Genomic DNA, 20,355 nt, shown 5'->3' on the forward strand with positions numbered 1-20,355 from the left:
GTGGGTGGGCGGCGGTCGTCTGCCCGCTGCTCTTTGACGGACGAATGTGGCGGTCACCACGCTGCCGATGTCCGCTCCAGCCTAGCCACGACCTTCTCGCTGGTCAGTTCCCGGACGGCGTCCTTGCCGATCCAGCGTGCGGTCCGGTCGTCCGACGCGGCAAGGCTCTCCGCAAGCCTGAGCGCAGGACCATGGCAGCGGAGGTTGCGTTTGCCGATGTTTCTCAGCGCCCAATTCACTGCCTTGCGCACGAAATTGCGCGGGTCGCCAGCATGTGCCTCTATGAGCGGAAGCCATGCCAACAGCGTCTCGTCCGGCTCTGTCTTCAGATGAACGGCGGCGCCGGCGATCATAGCGAAGGCGGTCCGTCGGACGAACTCCCGGTCATCGGCTGCGAATTCGGGGACAAGCGCCTCGAGACGAGCTCCCACGTAGAGGTCCGCAGCGCAGTCAACGATTTCCCACGAGTTGAAATCATTGGCCCAGGTTCGCGCAATGTCCGATGTCAGCTTCTTGGGTTCCGCTGTGTAGAGAGCGAGCAGGTGGGCTTCGCGGATGTTGCTCTGCCAAAGCTCGAGGGCGCGACCGTGGTTTCGCTTGACCGCTCTGGCGACTTTTTGGAGATCCGGATTGGATATTCCGAGCGCAGTTTCGGTGACGATACCGAAACTGGCCATCCCGGCGATGTTTTCCTCCGAGCGCAACGTTTGCAGGTGCGCAATCAGCTCTGCGGCGCTGGAGGAAGGACCGATCATTTCTCCAATCGAGCCAACAGCGAGGACGTATCCCATCTGTTGCCGCCCATAGCCTGCACGTCGCCGTAGAACTGGTCGACAAGGGCGGTGACCGGCAGCTTCGCGCCGTTGCGGCGCGCTTCGCTCAGGACGATCCCGAGATCCTTGCGCATCCAGTCGATCGCAAAGCCGAAGTCGTACTTGCCCGCGTTCATCGTCTTGTGCCGGTTCTCCATCTGCCAGGAGCCGGCGGCACCCTTGGAGATAACCTCGACAACCTTCTCGATGTCGAGGCCGGCGCGCTTGCCGAAATGAATCCCTTCCGCGAGCCCCTGGACGAGGCCGGCGATGCAGATCTGGTTGATCATCTTGGTCAGCTGACCGGCGCCAGCCGGTCCCATGAGGCCGACCATGCGGGCGTAGGCATCGATCACCGGCTTCGCCTTCTCGAACGTGGCTTCGTCACCGCCGCACATGACCGTCAGAACGCCATTCTCGGCGCCCGCCTGCCCGCCGGAAACTGGGGCGTCGATAAAGCCACAGCTCTTGTCTTTCGCCGCGGCACAAAGCTCGCGGGCGACTTCCGCGCTCGCGGTGGTGTTGTCGATCAGGATCGCACCCGGCTTCATCGACTCCAGAGCGCCGTTCTCACCCATTGTCACTGAGCGGAGATCATCGTCATTGCCGACGCACGTAAAGACGAAATCCGCGGCTTTGGCGGCTTCCGCGGGAGTGGGCGCCGATTTGCCACCGAATTTCTCTGCCCAGGCGGCCGCCTTTTCTGCGGTCCGGTTATAGACCGTGACGTCATGGCCGCCTTTCACCTTGAGATGGCCCGCCATGGGAAACCCCATCACGCCGAGACCGATGAATGCGACTTTTGCCATGTGCCTATCCTTTCGTGAATGCAGGGCACGAGGATTAGCCGAAAGCACGGCGCGCGGAAAGTCGGGTGGGACGCAAGTGACCTTGAGGTGGAAAAATTTTCCCCGAAAGCGGCGATTACTGGTCCGGATAATCCCGTGAGGACCGAAAGATCATAAATATAAATGTCGATTGATTTTATAGAGTTTATCAGAATTGGGATATCGAAACTTGAAGCGGTGAAACCTGCCGGCTTCCAAAGAGGGAACAACCATGATTTCACGACGTCAGACATTGGGGCTTTTCGGCGCCGCGGTGGCCACGGCATTGTTGCCCGGCATCAAGGGCGCGCGTGCGGCAGCAACCGAATTTCGCATCGGCTGGCAGAAGAACGGGGTACTCGCTTTGGCCAAGCGGCGCGGCGCGCTGGAAAAGCGGCTTGCCGACCGCGGCATTACCGTCAGCTGGTCGGAATTCACCTCCGGTCCGCCGCTGCTCGAGGCACTCGGCGCGGGCGCGCTCGATTTCGGTGCGACCGGTGACGTGCCTCCGCTTTTCGCCCAGGCGGCTGGCGGTCATCTCTATTATGTGGGCCTCTATCGAGGCAGTCCCGCAGGCTCGGCAATCCTTGTCAGAAAGGACTCGCCGATCCAGACGCTAGAAGATCTCAAGGGCAAGAAGGTTGCTTTCAAGCGCGGTTCGAGCGCCCATAACGTTACGGTCAAGGCCCTGCGTAAGGCAGGCCTGGCGCCTGAGGACATCGAGGGCGTGGATCTCAGCCCGGCGGATGCGGCGGCTGCCTTCAAGAATGGCAGCATCGACGCCTGGTCGATTTGGGACCCATATCTCGCGATCGCAGAAGCCGATCCGGAAACGCGGGTTCTGACAACGGCCGAGGGCATTGTCGACTCCTATAGTTTCTTCCTTGCGAATGCCGAGTTCACCGACGCAAACGCGCAGGTCATCACCGATGTGCTTGATGAACTTAAGCAAGTCGGTCGGTCTGCACAGAGCAATCTCGATCAGACAATCAAGGAGCTCTCCGAAATTACCGGCGTGCCGCAGGAGGTAACGCGCGTGACGCTGACGCGTGCTGGCGCCGATCTTGGCAGCGTATCCGGCATCACGGATGCGGCTGCGGCCTACCAGCAGGGGCTGGCCGATGAGTTCTACAAGCTCGGCATCGTCCCGAAGCAACTGAACACCGGCGATATTATCTGGCGCGCCAAGGCAAGCTGATTTCCATTCCGACTAGAAGGCATCACATCCATGACCGGCAAACACGACCCCATCAATTTCCTCTGGTTCATCCCGACCTCGGGGGACGGCGCCTATCTCGGTTCGAACGAACAGACGCGCGCTCCGGAGATCGGCTATCTCACGCAAATCGCCCAGGCAGCCGATCGCTTGGGCTACTCTGGTGTCCTTCTGCCGACGGGCGTTGCCTGCGAGGAGTCCTTCGTGACAGCCGCCGCACTCGCCGCCAAGACCGAGAAGCTACAGTTTCTGGTGGCAATTCGTCCTGGCACGGCATCGCCGGCATATTACGCGCGCCTGACGACGACGCTGGACCGCATTTCGAACGGACGTCTGCTGCTCAATATCGTCGTTGGCGGCAGTCCAGCGGAGCTTGCCGGCGACGGCATTCATCTCGCACATGATGAGCGTTATGCCCATGCCGATGAATTCTTCACGGTTTTCGAAGAGCTGTTGGAGAGGGGTGTCGCGAGCTATGACGGCAAGTACATCAAGGCGACAAATGCGCGCCTCGGCTTCCCGTCGGTGCAGAATCCGCGGCCGCCGCTCTACTTCGGTGGTTCGTCGGATGCCGGCATCGATTTCTCGGTCGGCCGCGTCGACAAGTACCTGACATGGGGCGAACCACCGGCGCAGGTTGCCGAAAAGGTTCAGAAGGTGCGCGCCGCTGCCGCGCAAAAGGGCCGCGAAGTCAGCTTCGGCATTCGCCTGCATTTCATCGTCCGCGAAACGGACGAGGAGGCATGGGCAGCGGCCGATCGCCTGATCTCGAAACTTGACGATGAGACGATTCGCGAGGCGCAGGAGCGCTTCGTCAACGAATCCGATTCCGTCGGCCAGAAGCGCATGGCGGCATTGCACGGCGGCCGGCGAGACAAGTTGGAAGTGTCGCCGAACCTGTGGGCCGGTGTCGGACTGGTGCGCGCCGGGGCAGGAACAGCGCTGGTCGGCTCGCCGAAAACCGTTGCCGCGCGTCTGCGCGAATACCAGGACGTTGGCATCGACACCGTTATTGGGTCGGGCTACCCGCACCTAGAGGAGGCATACCGCGTTGCCGAGCTGCTGTTCCCCGAACTCGGGATCACGCGCCAAGAGCAGCGACACGGCTTCCAGACCGATTTCGGTAAGCATCAGGTCTTCGGCGGCGGCAGCCATGGCGGAAACCTGAAAGTGGTCTCCGGCTCCTGATCCGCCAATTGGCGCCGTCCGCTATCGGGCGGCGCTTCTTCATTGACGATGCACAGGCTTACCATGCCTCACCAGAAGCTCGGGTGAAGCAAGCAGAAGCGAGGAAAAACCTTCATGTCGACTTTCGATACGCCGATCGGGCGGGCGCTGACCGAACGCGTTGAGCGCAAGGGAAGGGTCCGCGTCTCGCCTCCGGGGCGGCATAAGCTGTTGCCCTTTCTCGTGCCGGTGGCAATTATTGCCGTCTGGCAGTTGGCCTCGTCGGCCGGCTGGATCTCCTCCCGCATCATGCCGTCACCCGTGGATGTGGCGATTGCCTTCTGGTCGACGACGATCACAGGACAATTGCCACACGATATCCTCGTCAGCGCCGGTCGCGCCTTTGCCGGTCTGCTGGTCGGCGGCTCGATCGGTTTCCTCCTTGGGATCGCCAACGGCGTCTCGAAAATCGCGGAGCAACTGACGGATACGACGCTGCAGATGCTGCGCACGATCCCGCATCTCGCCATGATCCCGCTGGTCATCCTGTGGTTCGGGATTGGTGAGGAATCCAAGTTGTTCCTGACTTCGCTCGGCGTGCTGTTTCCCATTTATCTCAACACCTATCACGGCGTTCGCAACGTCGATCGTGACCTGATCGAAATGGGCCGTGTCTATGGCATGGGAAGCTGGACCCTATTCAGGAAGGTGATCTTCCCTGGCGCGCTGCCGTCGATCTTCGTCGGGCTGCGTTACGCGCTCGGCATCATGTGGCTGACCTTGATTGTGTCGGAATCAATCGCGGCCTCATCAGGTATTGGTCACATGGCGAACAACGCCCGCGAGTTCATGATGACTGACATCGTCGTGCTGGCGCTGGTGATCTACGCCATTCTTGGCAAGCTTGCCGATGTCGTTGCCCGTGCGCTGGAGCGCCGGGCGCTCAAATGGAACCCGGTTTACCAGAAGTAGGAGAGGCGCCATGACCATCATCGCGCATGAGCGTTTTCAAGGGGCTGTGGACGAGCTCGAATACGAGACCGACCGTGCGACGCCGGCTGGCAGTGGGGCTGCTGCGATCACGCTGAAGGGACTTGAGAAGAGTTTCGGCAGCAATCGCGTGCTGCGCGGCATCAACCTCCACATTCCTGCCGGGCAGTTCGTCGCGGTCATCGGCAAGAGCGGTTGCGGCAAGAGTACGCTGTTGCGCATTCTGATGGGGCTCGACGAGCCGACGAGCGGCGAACTGCATTTCGAGAACGCCGATGGCTCTGATGCTGAAGCGAACGCGAGGATCGTGTTTCAGGAGCCTCGTCTGCTCCCTTGGCTGAGCGTCGCCGAAAACGTAGTAGTCGGCCTTGGCGATGGGATCGATAAGCGCGTTGCCCTCAGGGAGGCCCAGGCTGTGCTCGGCGAGGTGCAGCTTGCCGAAAAGGCGAACGAATGGCCAGCGCGTCTTTCAGGCGGGCAGCGGCAGCGCGTGGCGCTGGCGCGGGCACTCATCAGCAAGCCCGGCGTGCTGGCACTGGACGAGCCGCTCGGCGCGCTCGACGCGTTGACACGGATCAGCATGCAGGAACTGCTCAATCGCGTCTGGCGGGAGCTAGGCTTTACGGCAGTTCTGGTCACGCACGACGTCAGCGAGGCGGTGCATCTCGCCGATCGTGTGATCGTGCTGGAAGAGGGGCGCGTTGAGCTTGATCTGGCGATTCCCTATCCGCACCCGCGCCGACATGGCAACCCCGCGCTGGCAGAGCTCGAAGGGCGGCTGCTGGCGGCGATCCTGGGGACGGGCACCGCCCACTGAACGGCGCAGGTCGTGATGTGCGACGGGCGATCTCAGATTGCGCCGTCGACGATCACCATCGGCGTGCCCTGCGAGCAGCGCTCGATGCGAGCGTCGATCTTGTAGATGTCGCGAAGCATGGCGTCGGTGATGACGTCTGATGTTGGTCCGCTCGCCACCATTGCTCCATTGGCGATGACAATCGTGTTCTCGCAATAGCGCAGCGCATGATTGAGGTCGTGGAGCGTGATGAGCACGATCATCCCGTCGCGGCGGGCAAGGTCGGCGATAAAGCTCAGCACTTCGATCTGCCTGTGGAGGTCGAGTGCGGAGGTCGGCTCGTCCATCAGCAGGACCTCGGGCCTGCGTACCAGTGCCTGTGCGAGAGACACGAGTTGGCGCTGGCCTCCTGAAAGTTCGCCGAGACCACGGAAGGCCAGATTTTCGATACGGAGGGCCTTCAGGATTTCATCGATGCCGTCAAGCTCGTCGTCGGCAACCCGCCAACCGCTGCCTTGCTTGGCAGACAGAAGGATCGACTCGTAGACGGTCAGGACGGCATTGGCGCCTGTATCTTGCGGCATGTAGCAGATCGTCCGTGATCCACGCTCGGTATCGGAAAGCTCGACCAGTCCCGGACCTTTCACCAGCGCCGCGATCCGCTTGAACAGCGTCGATTTGCCTGCCGCGTTGGGGCCGATGATGGCCGTGACGCTGCCGCCTTTCAGGTCGTCGATGCTCACGTTCGATAGAACGGTCGTGCGCCCGTAGGAGGCGCCGACATCTGCGAGAGCCAAGGCTACCATGCGCGCCTCCTATTGCTGAAGATGAGAACGAAGAAGAACGGTACGCCGACGAGCGCCGTAATCACACCGATCGGCAGGATCGCACCTGGGATCAGGATCTTGCTGACGACCGATGTCACCGACAGGAGAAGGGCGCCGCAGATGACCGAACCCGGCAGGAAGAAGCGCTGATCCTCGCCTACGACCATGCGGGCGATATGCGGGCCGACGAGCCCGACGAAGCCAATGGTGCCGACGAACGACACTGGGATGGCGGCCAGAAGACTGACGATCATCATCGTTTGTAGACGCAGCCTGCGGACGTTGATGCCGAGGCTGGCCGCCTTGTCGTCGCCGAGCCGCAGGGCCGTCAATGCCCAGGCCTGCCGCATGAAGAGCGGCACGGTGACGACGAGCACGGCAGCGGTGAAATAGACCTTTGCCCAAGTCGCCTTGGTCAGGCTGCCCATGGTCCAGAAGACGACGGCGGCCAACGCCTGTTCAGAGGCGAGATACTCCAAAAGCGACAGCGCGGCATTGAAGGTGAAGACGAGGGCGATGCCGAGCAGTACGATCGTTTCGACGCTCACGCCGCGCATCGTCGAGGCGAAGTGAATGAAGAGCGCAGCGGCCATCGCCATCAGGAATGCATTCAACGGAATCATGTATTCGATTGCGCCCGGAAAGATCGCAACGCCGCCGACAAGCGCCAGGGCGGCGCCGAAGCTCGCGGCGGCGGAAATGCCGAGCGTGAAGGGGCTAGCCAGCGGGTTCGAAAGGATCGTCTGCATCTGCGCACCCGCCACGGAAAGCGAAGCACCGACGGTCACCGCCATCAAGGCGATCGGCATGCGGATATCCCAGATTATAACGCGAAGCTGGTTGGCAGCCGCTGCCGGGTCAAAGAGCGCCGACAGTACGTCCGAAAGCGCATAGTTGGCAGGCCCGAGCGCCATATCGGCCGAGATGCTGAAACAGAGCGCTACGGTTAGCCCGACGAGGATGAGGATACGGCGAAACGCAAGGGCGCGATATTGCTCGCGCCCTGTCGCTTCAACCTGGACCTGACTGAATGAGGCCATCAGTTGGAGCCCTTTTCGAGAGAAACGAAGTATCCCGGCTGGTAAGTCACCGGCAGGAACCTCTTGTGGAATTCTGCGAAGTTGGCTTCGGGATCGAGATCAGCGAAGAGATCCGGGTGAAACCATTTGGCAAATTGCTGAATCGGGAAGAACTCGTAAGGCGCGCCATAGAACTGGTGCCAGACGCCATGCACGTTGCCGTCCTTAACAGCTTTCAGTTCCGGAAAGGGCGTGCGGGTCATGAGATTTGCCAGCCGCTCGCGGGCCAGCGCCATATCCGCGCCGCGCCCGACGGGCACGAACTGGTTGATGTCGGACTCGGCTGCCCAGTTCGATCCGGTGACGATGACATGCTGCGGATCCGAAACGACAAGTTGTTCGGGATTGAGATCGCCGAACGTTGTCTTGATGACGTCGGCGGCAACGTTGTGGCCGCCCGCCTGTTCGACCATGGCGCCGAAATTGACCGGGCCGAAGGTGCGGCAGCACGTGTTCTCGCCGGAAATGCCAGGCGCGCGTTCGATGAAGACGTGCGGTCGCTTGAGATCCTTGACGGTCGCAAGCCTGTCGGTCACGCGCGCAATCTCTGCGCGGCGATAGGCGATGAACTCCTTTGCACGCTCCTCCGCGCCGAAGAGCTGGCCTAAAATCTCGATCGAAGTCTCGCTGTTCCTGTCGGGATCGATGCGAAAATCGAGGTAGATCACCTTGATGTCGGCGGCTGCCGCTTTCTCTTCGAATCCGCTCTCCTTCGCGGACTTTTCCGCCTCGAGATTGAGCGTAATCACATCCGGTGAGAGCCAGATCGCGGTTTCGAGGCTGAAATCGCCCTGCGGCACATAGCCGAAACGCGGCAGCTTCTCGATCTGCGGGAAACGTTCGGCATAAGCCTTGTAGCTATCAGGGTCTTTCCTGACGAGGTCGTCGCGCCAGCCGACGATGGTACCGAAGGTCTGCTCACCCTTGAGCGCTGCAATCACATGGATCTGACGCGCCTCGCCAACGATGACGCGCTTGGCTGGCAGGTCAATCTCGACCGTGCGACCGGTGACATCGGTGATTTCCGCAGACAGGGCGGGCCTGGTTACGAGCGCAAGCGCAAGGACGGCAATGTGCCGGAGTGTCGTGAGCCGCATGGACACCTCTCAATCTGAAAAAGGAAATAACGGAGCCGCATACGCGCGGCCCGTCTTGCTATGCCGGCGGACCTTCGGTGGTCCCGCCGGTCGCGTCCTACTGGTCGTCCTTCAACGAAACGAAGTAACCCGGCTTGTATTCCAGCGGCAGGAAGCGCGCGTGTAGTTCCTTGAACGTCGCTTCGGGGTCAAGATCGGCGAAGAGATCCGGATGCAGCCACTTTGCGATCTCCTGGATTGCCACGAACTGGTAGGGGTTGTTGTAAAACTGGTGCCAGATGGCGTGAACGTTCTTGTCTTCGACGGCCTTGACGTCGGTGAAGGCAGGGCGCTTCGTCAGGGCCTCGAGCTTGCGGTGCGCTTCCTTGAGGTCAGCGCCATAGCCAACGCCGACCCAGGCGCCGCCCGGAACATACTTGTCCCAATTGCCACCGGTAATGATGATCTGGTCAGGATTGGAGGCAATGATCTGCTCGGGATTGACGGTGCCGAACGTGCCCGGAATGATGTCCTTGGCCATGTTCTTTCCGCCCGCGATTTCGACCATCTTGCCGAAGTTCTCGTCGCCGAAGGACATGCAGCAATCGTCGGAGTAGCCACCGGCGCGCTCGACGAACACGACGGGCTTGGCCGGATTGTTCTTTTCGAGGATGTCGGTGACGCGCTTGATGCTGTCGGCACGGAACTTGATGAAGTCCTCGGCAACGGCCTCCTTGCCCATCAGCTGGCCCATGATGCGCATGCTGGGCTCGGTGTTTTCCATCGGCTTTTCGCGGAAATCTATGTAGACCAGCGGGATGCCGACCTTGGCGAGCTTCTCGATATAGCCGGCTTCTTCGGTTGCTGTCTTGGCATCGACGTTCATCAGAATGACGTCGGGCTTGAGCGCCACGGCCTGCTCGACATCGAAGGTGCCGTCCTTCATGCCGCCGAAGGTCGGAAGCTTGGCGATGTCAGGATACTTCGCGAGATAGGCCTGGTAGGATTCGGGATCCGCCTTGGGCAGGTCGTCGCGCCAGCCGACGACGTGCTCGAAAGGCGCCTCCTTGTCGAGAGCAGCCAGGAAGTAGATCTGCCGTCCCTCGCCAAGAATCATGTGGTTGACGGGCGCGCTCACTTCGACGCTTCGGCCGGTCACGTCCTTGATCGTGATCTTGTCGGCCAGGGCGGGCAGGACCGCGGAGACGAGAAAGCCCATTGCAAGCGCTGCTGTTTTGCCTGTAAGTCGCATCGAAAAGTATACCCCCATGGAAAACTTTTCGTCGTCTATTATTTTATGACTTAAGCAGTCAAGTTATATCTATTAGAACGATTTCAAACTGAAATGGCGATTGGCATGAGTATGAGTGAAACGGGAATTGCAGGCGGGCACAATTATGGACTTCGCGAGGAGATCAAGGCCTACTGGTCAGCACGCGCGGCGACCTTCGATCTGTCTCCTGGGCACGAGATTTTTTCCGAGCCAGAGCGCCTTGCCTGGCATCGCCTGATTCTGAAGCATCTGGGGCCGGGCAACGGCAGGCTGGCGCTCGACCTCGCCAGCGGTACCGGCGTGATTTCCCATCTGATGGACGATCTGGGGTTCAAGGTGACCGGGCTCGATTGGGCCGAGCCGATGCTGGAGCGAGCGCGCGCCAAGGCAAAGGCGAGGGGGCGCTCGATTTCGTTTAGAATGGCCGATGTCGAGAACACGATGGAGCCCGACGAAACCTACGACGTCATCATAACGCGCCATCTGGTCTGGACGCTAGTGGATCCGAAGGCGGCTTTCGCCGAATGGATGCGTGTTTTGAAGCCGGGCGGGACGATCCTCATCGTCGATGGGGATTTCGTGAATGTCAGCCGGGTAGAACGCGTTCTGAAGGCGCTCGCGAAGACCATGGAGAGGGCAGGCTTGCTCAAGGCCGATCCGCCGCATGCACCGCCCGAGCTCATGAAAAATCACAGTGACATCGTTTCGCGCGTCCACTTTTCGGAAGGGGCACGGGCGGATCTGGTCGCAGGCATGCTCGGCGACGCCGGCTTCGAAGGGATCACGATCGACACGAACCTGCGCGAAATCCACAGGAGCCAGGCGAAGCACTGGAACTATCTGAAGGCGCTGTCGCGCGGAATCCAGCATCGCTTTGCCATCAGCGCGCGTAAACCGGCCGGCTGAAGACAGCCAAGCAACCGCAATAGCGGGCGCAGTTTCGCGAGGCGGCTAGAACAGCAATGCGTTGAGGGTGACGAGCACGACAAAAGCAACGACGACCAAGGAAGCTCCCCAAGCAACCGTGCGGTTGGCATTGGCCAGGACTTGTGGTCTGGGGCCGCGCTTGGGATTGAATTTGTGCCGACGCTTTAGTGCGGTTCCACCTTGTGAAGATCGCTTCTCTGCAGCCATACCGCCTCACTTGCAGCCGTGGGATTGTTAAGACGCCAATCTATAGCATGAAAGCGGTCCAATATTTAGTGTGCGGTGCTGCCGTCTCGCTCGACATAGGCCTGGATGCGATCGATCAGAATCTCGGTTCCTTGCCGCCGTGAGCCGCCGTCGGCGTAGCCATCGAGGAAAACGACCTGCTCGGTGAAGAGCATGGTTGTTCCCGATGGAGTCGCCTCGAAGGTGATTGTCGCAAGCGATGCCGAAATGCGCGTTTCGCCGAGCTTCATGTCATAGGCATAGATGATGCGTGCCTGCGGCACGATATCGAGATAGCGCGCCTCATAGGCGTGCGGAACGCCGTCGCTGTCGGCGACGCGGTTTCGCTCCCGGCCGCCGACACGGAAGTCGAGGCTGTATTCGAGGGGCACCCATTCGTCGTGGCAGGCAAACCACTGGCGCTTGGCTTCCGGATCGGCCCAAGCGGCAAAGACGCGTGAGACCCGCGCCCGCATCTTTCGCTCGATCGAGAAGGTTTCGTGCATGGCGGAATATTTCATCATCACGGTCGTCACTCCGGTTGGTCGTCTGCCAGGAACTGGTCCAGGCGGTCAAAGGCTTTGTTCCAGCTCGCCTTGTGCGCGGCAAGCCAGTGCTCCATCTGCGCCAGTGCATCTTTCTGCAGGCGGTAGGTGCGCACACGGCCGCTCTTTTCCGAGTGGACGAGGCCGCTTTTTTCCAGAACCGCGAGGTGCTTCATAACGGTCGGAAGCGCCATCGACAGAGGTTCCGCGAGCTCCGATACCGAGGCGGGCCCATGGCCGAGGCGATCGACCATGCCGCGCCGACTGCGGTCCGACAGCGCGCGGAACATCTGATCGAGCGCGGCGGGTTCGTGCATCATTCGGCGGCTTCGTCCGGCCGGAAGCGCGCAGGCAGGCGTTCGCGGTAGGGATAGAACTTGAAGTAGGGGCGCGCCTCTTCCAGGACGCGCGCAAAGGAAGGGCGCGTCAGAAGCCTGTTATAGTAACCTTGCAGCTTCGCTTGGTCCACGAAGGGAACCAGTGTCTCGGAGTAGAAAAGGGCAGGCGCTGCGGCACAATCGGCCATGGTGAAGCTGTCCCCGGCAATCCATGGGTATTCGCCGAGCTGCCGCTCGATAATGCAGTAGGCTTTGCGCAGCGCCGCCTCAGCCTCGGCTACACGGGCTGGATCGCCGCCGCCACGCAGGCGTTCGCCAACGATTCGCTGCATCGGATCCTGCACATGCAGGTCGAAGAAACGATCCCACAGCCTGACTTCGAGCGCTTTGTCGAAATCGTCTGGGATGAGGGTCGTCCTGCCCGGATAGTACTGATCGAGATACTCGATGATGATTGTCGTTTCTGGGATCGTGCGGTCGCGCGCCTCGTCGCGCAGCACTGGCATCTTCCCGAGTGGCGAGATGCTGAGGAACGCCGCTCTCGATGCCTCGTTTCCGAGATCGACATGAACGGCCTCGAAGGGGGTGGCGTTCTCGTAAAGCGCGATCAAGACTTTGTGGCAGAAGGATGCAAGCGGGTGACTGTGGAGGGAAAGCGACATGCGGCCAGCCTTTCACGCTGTTAAAAACTTGCGCGATTGGCTAAGTATCAGGTCGTCGATGTGGGTTCAATGGAAAAGTTGCGTCATTGGCTAACTATCGGCGGACGGAGGCGGTGTTGGCCCGTTGTCCAGCCGCTTCGAATGCTCGACAGTTGCGCCTGCCCGACCCAATCAATCGTCTGATAGATCCCACGTCATTCGTCTAGCAACGCAATACAATCACTGATTGCATTCAGTGTCGCAACTGCTGCGTCGCGGAAATCTTTCGCTGCAGACATCAGCCGAGGCGCGCGATCACCAGATGGCCCGGGCTCGGTTGACCATCCTGCATGCGGACGTTGATCTCCCTCATCTCGACGAGTTCGAATCCGGTCGCCGTGAGCCTTTCGCGAATGTAAGCCGCCGAATGCAGGAAGCGCTGGTGGGGGCCGACCAGGTAAGGTTGGCCTTTCGCAGATGCCTCGGGCAGTTCCTCCGAGGAGAAGATGAAGAGGCCGCCAGGATTGAGGTTTTCCGCCGCGCCGAAGAACAGCGGCTCCAGTGCGCCGAGGTAGGGCAGGACGTCCGTTGCGGTGATGAGGTCGAATGGATCCTCGTCATTGTCATCGAGGAAGTCTTCGACTTCTGCGACGAAGAGCGTTTCGTAGAGATCCTTCTCGTGGGCAATCTCGACCATGTTTTCGGAGATATCGATGCCGGTCATGTCCTCGCAGAGATCGCCGAGCGCGCTGCCGGTAAGGCCGGTGCCGCAGCCGAGGTCGAGCATACGCTTGAAGGGACCAAGGTTCAGGTCCTGCAGGCGTTGGCGGACCATCATCGGCACGTGGTAGCCGAGCTGTTCCACCAGAACGTCCTCGAAGACCTCGGCATGCTGATCGAACAAGGTCTCGACATAGGCGTCCGGCGCCTTTGTCGGGGTCTCGCCGCGTCCCATGGAGGCGATCCTCACGGCCGCACCGCCATGATCGTCGGGATCGATGGCAAGAACCTCTTCATAGGCCTTCACGGCTGCATCAACATCACCCGCCTTCTCAAGGGCAAGAGCCCGCTCGTAGGCTTCCGCGAGTGCGTCTTCGTCGATCTTCTTGGCCATAGCAATTCACCATCGTTTTTATTCCAGAGCTGCGTCTAAGGCGACTGAATGTCTTTTGCAATGGCGACGTCCGAGGCGCAGAATAAGCATCCCCTAATGGATAAGAACAAAATGGAGGAAATGCCATGGTCGCCGAAATCAGCAAGGCAAGTTTCGAGAAGGAGATGGATAGTCCGCGACCGACGCTCCCGGCCACTCCAGGCGAGATCACGAATACGCTCAGCCATTATTATCGCGGCGAGCTCGGCCGCATGATAAGCTGGCGGGATCGCATCGACCGAACATCGAATTGGGCAATCACAGTCGCGGCGGCACTCCTTTCAGTCTCTCTGTCAACGCCCACGTCACACCATGGCGTGCTGCTTTTCGGGATGATGCTGATAACCCTATTGTTGCTCATCGAAGCGCGCCGCTACCGCTTCTTCGACATTTATCGCTCCCGTGTACGCAAGCTGGAGCGGGGCTATTTCGCGCAGGTTCTTGCGCCGAATGGTGACGCCAGGCCCGATTGGGCCGGGGCCATCGCCAAGAGTTTGCGCAAGCCGCAGTTTCTCTTGAGCTATCCCGGGGCGGTGAAGCGCCGACTGCGGAGAAACTATTGCTGGATGTACCTCATCCTGCTTCTCGCATGGTGCCTGAAGATTACGACACCCAAACTCCAAACCGAAGGAAATCCGCTGACGCAGGCGCATTCATGGAGCTATGTCATCGACAACGCGGCGCTTGGCCCGATTCCGGGTTGGGGCGTACTCTGCATTGTGAGCTTGGCCTATGTCGGCATCCTGTACGGCACACTGCATCGCGAGATGGACGAAGACGAATTCGTCCAGGGGGAGGCTCATGTCTGACCGGCGCTTGCTGCACAGTCAGTTGAGGATGAACTCGCCTCTCAGGGCGCGCCATTCGGTGGCCGAGATGAGTTTTCGGTGTATGTAGCGCACCGAATGCAACGGCCCGTCCAGCTTTTCCTGCCAAAATTTCAGGAAGCTACGCATCTCGGGAAAGTCTGGAGCAAGATCGTAGTCCTGCCAGATGTAGGTCTGAAGGATCGCTTGGTGATCCGGCATCCTGTAGATGATTTGAGCCGTCGTGAGGCCGTAGCCCTGAAGCTGCCTTTCCATGTCCTTGTGCATCGTCGTCTCGCTTCTGGTTCCAAACGATCGCTTGTTAGTGATCTTGGAAATGGAACCATCACATGCTTAACCGAAGCTTGACGAATTGCCAGCGGTTTGTGGATTTGTTTTATAATTTCAAATCGTTAGCAGCTATCGTCGGTGAGTGCTGCCAGGTTCTTAGCGTTTCAGGTGGCGGGTGATGCGACGCTCGATCCAGCCCCAGAGGTGGCGCAATGCTTCGACCATGCTGAGGTAGAAGATCGCCGCCCAAAGGTAGGTTTGATAGTCAAAGGTGCGCGAGAAGGCGTAACGCGTTTCACCCATCAGGTCGAGGACGGTGATGATGGCGACGACCGCCGAGCCCTTGATCAGCAAGATGATCTCATTGCCGTAGGGTCGCAAGGCGACGATCAGCGCTTGCGGCAAGATAATCTTGCGGAAGGCGATGACCTTGTGGATGCCGAGCGAGGCTGCGGCTTCGTGCTGGCCGCGCGGAACGCTCTGGATGGCGCCACGTAGGATTTCAGCCTGATAGGCGGCCGTATTGATGGTCATCGCAAACAGGCCGCAAAACCAGGCATCGCGGAAGAACCACCATAATCCGACGGTTTCCAGCTGCGGACGGAAACTGCCGAGACCATAGTAGATGAGGAAGAGCTGCGCCAACAGCGGCGTGCCGCGGAACACATAGACGTAGCAGTAGGCGATGCCGTTGATGAACCTGTTCTTCGACATGCGGGCAAAGGCTACCGGCAACGACAGGATGGCACCGAAGAACACCGAGATCACCACCAGCGCGATCGTCGTGTACAGACCATGCAGATAGCGAGGGCCATAGCGGGTGAACTTCTCCGGATCCCAGCCGCTCACGACCATGGCGACCAGCGCAGCCGCAAGGGCGGTCCAGAGTGCGACGACGATGTAGCCGGTGATGCGCGTAGCGGTGATCGGCTTGTGCGCTTGCTTCGGCGCCGGCTGTGCCGGAATGAGCGTCTGGGCGTGGCTCATCGGCTAATCTCCGACCGCTTGGCCCACCGCTCGATGTAGCTGAGGCCGAAGGAGGAAATGACAGCAAGGCCGAGATAGAGAGCGCAGGCGACCGCGTAGAACAAAAACGCCTGTTTGGTGACCTTAACAGCCACACCGGTCTGGCGCAGGATATCGGCAAGGCCGATGATCGAGACATAGGATGTGTCCTTGAGCAGGATCATCCAAAGGTTCACGAGGCCGGGAAGGGCGATGCGCACCAGTTGCGGTAGCACGATCAGGAGCAGGGTGCGGCCACGATGAAAGCCCAGCGCGTCGCCGGCTTCGTACTGGCCTTTCGGAATGGCGCGGAACGCCGACATCAACACTTCCGAGCAATAGGCGGAGAATACGACCGAAAGGGCGATCATCCCGGCGAAGAAGGCGTTGATTTCGATGCGGCCGTCGTAGCCCATGGAGGCGAGGATGGACTGGATCAGAATCTGCATGCCGTAATAGATGATGAACAGCGTCAGCAGTTCAGGCAGGCCGCGGAAGATCGTGGTGTAGATGCCGGCAGCAAGACGGACCGATTTCTCTTCCGATTGCTGGCCCAGCGCCACGAGAAAGCCGATGATCAGTCCAATTGGCAGGGTAACCAGAGCGACCGCAACGGTGACTTTCAGACCGGCGGCGATCTCATCGCCCCAACCAGTGTCGCCACAGGCCAGGATCGTTGAAGAACCGAACCAGGTGAAGAGTCCTGCGGGTCCGCAAAGCGGATCGAAGATGTAACCAATCCAGGCCCAAAATGAGCCTAGTGCGGAAAATAATCCGCCCATGCCAGTTTCCCCTCGCGGTTTGTACCGCTTTGATCTTTCTATTCTTGTCAAACAAAAATGGCGGAAGAGCAAGCCTTCCGCCATCAGCTTTATGGGCGAGCTACAGCTTTTCTTATTCGCCGTAAACGTCGAAGTCGAAGTACTTGTCCTGGATCTTCTTGTATTCACCGCTGGTGCGGATCGCGGCGATCGCCGTGTTCAGTTTTTCACGCAGTGCGTCGTCGCCCTTGCGGACGGCAATGCCTGCACCCACGCCGTTGATTTCCTTGTCGACCGGGAGCGGCGTCAGGATCTTGCAGCATGCGCCGGCATCCGATTTGACCCACTGCGACAGAACGACGATGTCGTCGATGACGGCGTCAACGCGGCCGTTCGCGATGTCGAGCTTGTACTCGTCTGCTGTCGGGTAGAGCTTCAGCTCGGTATCGGGCAGGTGCTTTTCAGCGTAGTTCGAGTGGGTGGTGGAGGTCTGCGCGCCGATCATCTTGCCCTTCAGGCCGGCAACGTCGGTGACGGTCGAATCCTTCGGTACGGCGATTGCCGGCGGGGTGTTGTAATACTTGTTGGTGAAGTCGACGAGCTTCGAGCGCTCCGGCGTGATCGACATGGACGAGATGATCATGTCGAATTTCTTGGCCTGCAGCGCGGGAATGATGCCATCCCAGTCACTGCTGACGATGGTGCATTCGGCCTTCATCTCGGCGCAGAGCGCGCGGGCGATGTCCATGTCGAAGCCCAGGAACTGGCCGCTGGCGTCAACATATTCGAAGGGTGGATAGGTCGAGTCTGTGCCGATTACATACTTCTCGCCATCAGCCATGGCGGCGCCTGCGAAAAGAGACATCGCAGCGACGGAAACGGCGGCAAGAATACGGGTGGAGATACGCATGTTAGTCCTCTCTGTTGGTGCTGCCGCTCGTGTTCTTCTTTTGGACGGCGGCTGAGCAGGGCGATGCTGGGCACTGCCTTGACGCGATACTCAACCCTTTTTCTATGGAATTGCAACTGGAATCGGAGGGGCGCGGCGAAGGGTCAGCTATGGCGAAGATGAACAATGCCGCACTGCCACATTCATACCGGGTTAATAGTCCAGTTCCTAAAACTCGTGGAACAAATGCAGTCCTCGCGCGGTTTTCGCCGCGGGTGATTGCCCCAAAATCGGACGTGGCCACGACTGCGTCTCAAAAACATAAAGTCAACGAGGAGCCCCTATGGGAATGAAATCCAGATTGTTTGCCAGTGCCGCCTTTCCGCTGTTGTCGCTGTCGCTTGTAATGCCCCCAGTGCATTCTTTTGCCGCGGTTGCCAGCGTTGAGCAGGTTCGCACGGCGCCGGAGGCGGTCGCGGGCAGCTTCGAGGTTGCGCAGGATGCAGCACCTTCAGACGAAGAGATTCTGAAGAAGCGGCGGAAACAACAGGATGGTGGCGGCGAGCAACAGGCGCCAGCGGCCCAGGAGCAGCCACAACAACAGGAAGCCCCTGCCGAGCAGCCGCAGCAACAGCAGGAAGCGCCTGCCGAAAAGCCCCGCAAGCAGCCTGAGCCGGCAGCCGAAGCGCAGCCCGAGCAACAGGCAGCACCGGCCGAGAAGCCGCGCCGCCAGCAAGAACCTGCCGCCGAACAACAGTCTCAGCAGCAGGAAGAAGCTCCCGTCGAAAAGCCGCGCAAGAAGCGCCAGCCCGCTGCCGAGCAGGCAGAGCCCGCCGCTCCGCAGGAGCAGGTAGCTCCGGCTCAGGAACAGCAACCCGCGGACAACCAGGAAAAGCCGCGTCGAAATAAGCGCGACAAACAGCCATCGCAACAGGAGGCCGCGCCGCAGCCCCAGACAGAACAGGTCGCCCCGCAGCAGGAGCAGGCTCAGCCGCAGGGTGAAGAGTCGCAGCCCAAGGGTAAGGGAGGCAAACAGCAGGCGACTGAAGGTTCCGAACAGCCGGTAAAGCCGCGCAAGAAGCCGGCCGCCGCTGAAACGCAGCAGCAGGAAACGCAAAAGCCGACAGCGGAACAGACACCCGTTCCACAGGAATCGCCGGCGCCCGAAAAGGCTCCGAAGCCACTGGAAGCTCCGACAGCCGAAAAGCCGCCAGTTCCCGCACAGGAGCCTGCGACAGAGGCCGAGCCTGGCGGCACACAGCCGACCCAGCAGCAAGGCGAGCAGGTGCCCGCACCTCAGCAGGGCGAACAAATCCCGGCTCAGCCAAACGGCGCACCAACCGATCAGCCGGTAACGGGCCAGGCCGAGCAGGCTATCCCGGCACCGGAGAAGATCACGCCCAAGGAACTCGAGCGTCGCAAGGAAATTGCCGCGGATCCGAGCAAGAGCACGGAGACCGTCGTTTTGCCGGTTGAGAACGGTGCCGCCGTTCTCGATAGCGACAAGGACGCCGACCGCTCCGGTGGCATCCAGTCCCGTCGCGATCGTGACAGGCAGCGTGGCCAGGAGCAGAATTTCCGCGTTCCGAAATCCGACGCTGACGCCCAGATCATAACAGAAGGCGCCAAGGCCGCCCCGATCAGGATCGAAGCCGTCACCAGCGAACAGGGCCAGCGTCTCGACAGGCGTCCGCAGTTCGAACAGCCGGAAGGCGCACGCTTCGGCGAGCGCGGCGACGACAATCGCGTGATCATCCAGATCAACAACCAGACGATCATTCGCGGTGATGACGACCGGCGCTTCCTGCGGGATGGCGAACGTCCGATCTACGAGCAGCTGCCGCGGGACCGTTACCGCGAGACGATCGACCGTGACGGCTATCAGATCGTGACGATCCGTAACCGTTATGGCGACATCATTCAGCGGTCGCGCGTCGACAATCGCGGGCGTGAGTCCGTGCTCTACTATTCGCCCGACCTCTATGAAGATCCGGACCGCGGCTACTTCGAGGATCCGGGCCGTGATCTGCCGCCGATGCGCCTGCGCATTCCGCTTGATGACTACATCATGGACACGAGCAGCGACGACGACCGCGACTATTACGACTTCCTGCGCGAACCACCTGTGGAGCCGGTGGAGCGTGTCTATTCGTTGGATGAGGTGAAGTATTCGGCCCGTATCCGCGACAAGGTACGTCGTATCGACCTCGATACGATCACCTTTGCGACGGGTAGTGCCGAGATCCCGATGAGCCAGGCGCGCAGCCTGCGCAAGGTTGCCGATGCGATTAACGAGGTGCTGCGCAAGGACCCGTCGGAAACCTTCCTGATCGAAGGTCACACGGACGCTGTCGGCTCCGACCAGAGCAACCTCGTCCTGTCGGACCAGCGCGCAGAGGCGGTGGCGAACGTCATGACTGACGTCTACGGCATCCCGCCTGAAAACCTGGCAACACAGGGCTACGGCGAGCGTTACCTCAAGGTCAATACGCAGGGGCCGAACCAGGAAAACCGCCGCGTTACCATCCGTCGCGTGACGGCCCTCGTACGCCCAGTCGCCTCGCGCAACTGAGCCGAGAGGCAGAACTGATCGAAAGCCGCCGGAAGACCGGCGGCTTTTTCGTTGTGCGCGAGGCATGGCGCGTCGTGGGAGGGCACCGTTTGACCTGGATGGTATCCGGACTGCGACTGATCCGTCGCTACCTGCAGGC

At 60.3% G+C, this 20,355-nt stretch carries 21 protein-coding genes; 7 read left to right on the plus strand and 14 right to left on the minus strand.

From position 1 onward, the window contains the following. Window positions 1–53: 53 nt before the first annotated feature. Both FHX09_RS18035 and FHX09_RS18040 read right to left on the minus strand, forming a co-directional pair. Window positions 54–755: a DNA alkylation repair protein gene (locus FHX09_RS18035; RefSeq protein WP_184450492.1), complete on the minus strand. Its 702-nt coding sequence runs from the start codon at window positions 753–755 to the stop codon at window positions 54–56. Continuing rightward, window positions 752–1,621, minus strand: a complete 870-nt coding sequence (locus FHX09_RS18040; RefSeq protein ID WP_184450488.1) for an NAD(P)-dependent oxidoreductase — start codon at window positions 1,619–1,621, stop codon at window positions 752–754. Before FHX09_RS18040 ends, FHX09_RS18035 begins: the two co-directional genes overlap by 4 nt. Window positions 1,622–1,871: 250 nt before the next feature. Here FHX09_RS18040 and FHX09_RS18045 point away from each other — a divergent pair, with 250 nt between their 5' ends. The 4 genes from FHX09_RS18045 to FHX09_RS18060 all read left to right on the plus strand — a co-directional run bounded on the left by FHX09_RS18045 (window position 1,872) and on the right by FHX09_RS18060 (window position 5,829). Continuing rightward, window positions 1,872–2,837, plus strand: a complete 966-nt coding sequence (locus FHX09_RS18045; protein ID WP_183722979.1) for an aliphatic sulfonate ABC transporter substrate-binding protein — start codon at window positions 1,872–1,874, stop codon at window positions 2,835–2,837. 30 nt (window positions 2,838–2,867) lie between these two features. After that, window positions 2,868–4,043, plus strand: coding sequence for an FMNH2-dependent alkanesulfonate monooxygenase (ssuD, locus tag FHX09_RS18050; protein ID WP_183722977.1), 1,176 nt, complete (start codon window positions 2,868–2,870; stop codon window positions 4,041–4,043). Between the two features lie 114 nt (window positions 4,044–4,157). Beyond that, a complete protein-coding gene (ssuC, locus tag FHX09_RS18055) occupies window positions 4,158–4,994 on the plus strand; it encodes an aliphatic sulfonate ABC transporter permease SsuC (RefSeq protein ID WP_183722975.1) in 837 nt (278 codons plus the stop codon). Window positions 4,995–5,004: 10 nt separating this feature from the next. Beyond that, window positions 5,005–5,829, plus strand: coding sequence for an ATP-binding cassette domain-containing protein (locus tag FHX09_RS18060; protein ID WP_132594278.1), 825 nt, complete (start codon window positions 5,005–5,007; stop codon window positions 5,827–5,829). A 32-nt stretch (window positions 5,830–5,861) separates the two neighbouring features. Here the strand turns inward: FHX09_RS18060 and FHX09_RS18065 are convergent, their stop codons facing one another. The 4 genes from FHX09_RS18065 to FHX09_RS18080 all read right to left on the minus strand — a co-directional run bounded on the left by FHX09_RS18065 (window position 5,862) and on the right by FHX09_RS18080 (window position 10,042). Then, window positions 5,862–6,614, minus strand: coding sequence for an ABC transporter ATP-binding protein (locus FHX09_RS18065; protein WP_132594276.1), 753 nt, complete (start codon window positions 6,612–6,614; stop codon window positions 5,862–5,864). Continuing rightward, a complete protein-coding gene (locus tag FHX09_RS18070) occupies window positions 6,608–7,675 on the minus strand; it encodes an iron ABC transporter permease (protein WP_132594274.1) in 1,068 nt (355 codons plus the stop codon). The genes FHX09_RS18065 and FHX09_RS18070 overlap by 7 nt, the downstream gene beginning before the upstream one ends. Then, window positions 7,675–8,811, minus strand: coding sequence for an ABC transporter substrate-binding protein (locus tag FHX09_RS18075; protein WP_183722973.1), 1,137 nt, complete (start codon window positions 8,809–8,811; stop codon window positions 7,675–7,677). The genes FHX09_RS18070 and FHX09_RS18075 overlap by 1 nt, the downstream gene beginning before the upstream one ends. 97 nt (window positions 8,812–8,908) lie before the next feature. Next, a complete protein-coding gene (locus FHX09_RS18080; RefSeq protein WP_183722971.1) occupies window positions 8,909–10,042 on the minus strand; it encodes an ABC transporter substrate-binding protein in 1,134 nt (377 codons plus the stop codon). Between the two features lie 111 nt (window positions 10,043–10,153). Between FHX09_RS18080 and FHX09_RS18085 the strand changes: the two genes are divergently transcribed. Beyond that, window positions 10,154–10,969, plus strand: a complete 816-nt coding sequence (locus tag FHX09_RS18085; protein WP_132594329.1) for a class I SAM-dependent methyltransferase — start codon at window positions 10,154–10,156, stop codon at window positions 10,967–10,969. A gap of 293 nt (window positions 10,970–11,262) precedes the next feature. On the opposite strand, the gene FHX09_RS18090 is transcribed toward FHX09_RS18085, so the two are convergent. The 4 genes from FHX09_RS18090 to FHX09_RS18105 all read right to left on the minus strand — a co-directional run bounded on the left by FHX09_RS18090 (window position 11,263) and on the right by FHX09_RS18105 (window position 13,853). Beyond that, window positions 11,263–11,739: an SRPBCC family protein gene (locus FHX09_RS18090; RefSeq protein WP_183722969.1), complete on the minus strand. Its 477-nt coding sequence runs from the start codon at window positions 11,737–11,739 to the stop codon at window positions 11,263–11,265. A gap of 8 nt (window positions 11,740–11,747) precedes the next feature. After that, on the minus strand, window positions 11,748–12,080 hold the full coding sequence (locus FHX09_RS18095; protein ID WP_132594266.1) for a metalloregulator ArsR/SmtB family transcription factor: 333 nt from the start codon (window positions 12,078–12,080) through the stop codon (window positions 11,748–11,750). Next, a complete protein-coding gene (locus tag FHX09_RS18100) occupies window positions 12,077–12,760 on the minus strand; it encodes a glutathione S-transferase family protein (protein WP_132594264.1) in 684 nt (227 codons plus the stop codon). Before FHX09_RS18100 ends, FHX09_RS18095 begins: the two co-directional genes overlap by 4 nt. Window positions 12,761–13,037: 277 nt before the next feature. Next, window positions 13,038–13,853 (minus strand): class I SAM-dependent methyltransferase, encoded by an 816-nt coding sequence (locus tag FHX09_RS18105; protein ID WP_007802833.1) that lies wholly within the window; start codon window positions 13,851–13,853, stop codon window positions 13,038–13,040. Between the two features lie 125 nt (window positions 13,854–13,978). Here FHX09_RS18105 and FHX09_RS18110 point away from each other — a divergent pair, with 125 nt between their 5' ends. Beyond that, a complete protein-coding gene (locus FHX09_RS18110) occupies window positions 13,979–14,701 on the plus strand; it encodes a DUF2270 domain-containing protein (RefSeq protein ID WP_007802835.1) in 723 nt (240 codons plus the stop codon). An 18-nt stretch (window positions 14,702–14,719) separates the two neighbouring features. Here FHX09_RS18110 and FHX09_RS18115 read toward each other — a convergent pair whose 3' ends face one another. The 4 genes from FHX09_RS18115 to FHX09_RS18130 form a co-directional block, all read right to left on the minus strand. Continuing rightward, window positions 14,720–14,986, minus strand: a complete 267-nt coding sequence (locus FHX09_RS18115) for an aspartate-semialdehyde dehydrogenase (protein WP_132594262.1) — start codon at window positions 14,984–14,986, stop codon at window positions 14,720–14,722. Window positions 14,987–15,145: 159 nt separating this feature from the next. Further along, entirely contained in the window at window positions 15,146–15,976 is an 831-nt protein-coding gene (locus tag FHX09_RS18120; RefSeq protein ID WP_007802838.1) for an ABC transporter permease, read from the minus strand. Further along, complete coding sequence (locus FHX09_RS18125) at window positions 15,973–16,776, minus strand: ABC transporter permease (protein ID WP_184450489.1); 804 nt, start codon at window positions 16,774–16,776, stop codon at window positions 15,973–15,975. Before FHX09_RS18125 ends, FHX09_RS18120 begins: the two co-directional genes overlap by 4 nt. Before the next feature lie 112 nt (window positions 16,777–16,888). Then, complete coding sequence (locus FHX09_RS18130; RefSeq protein WP_007802843.1) at window positions 16,889–17,665, minus strand: ABC transporter substrate-binding protein; 777 nt, start codon at window positions 17,663–17,665, stop codon at window positions 16,889–16,891. 322 nt (window positions 17,666–17,987) lie between these two features. Between FHX09_RS18130 and FHX09_RS18135 the strand changes: the two genes are divergently transcribed. Beyond that, window positions 17,988–20,216 carry an OmpA family protein gene (locus tag FHX09_RS18135; RefSeq protein ID WP_184450490.1) on the plus strand — a complete coding sequence of 743 codons (2,229 nt, stop codon included), beginning with the start codon at window positions 17,988–17,990 and terminating at the stop codon, window positions 20,214–20,216. Window positions 20,217–20,355 lie beyond the last annotated feature (139 nt).

It is taken from the genome of Rhizobium sp. BK538, assembly GCF_014197575.1.
Classification (GTDB): Bacteria; Pseudomonadota; Alphaproteobacteria; order Rhizobiales; family Rhizobiaceae; genus Rhizobium.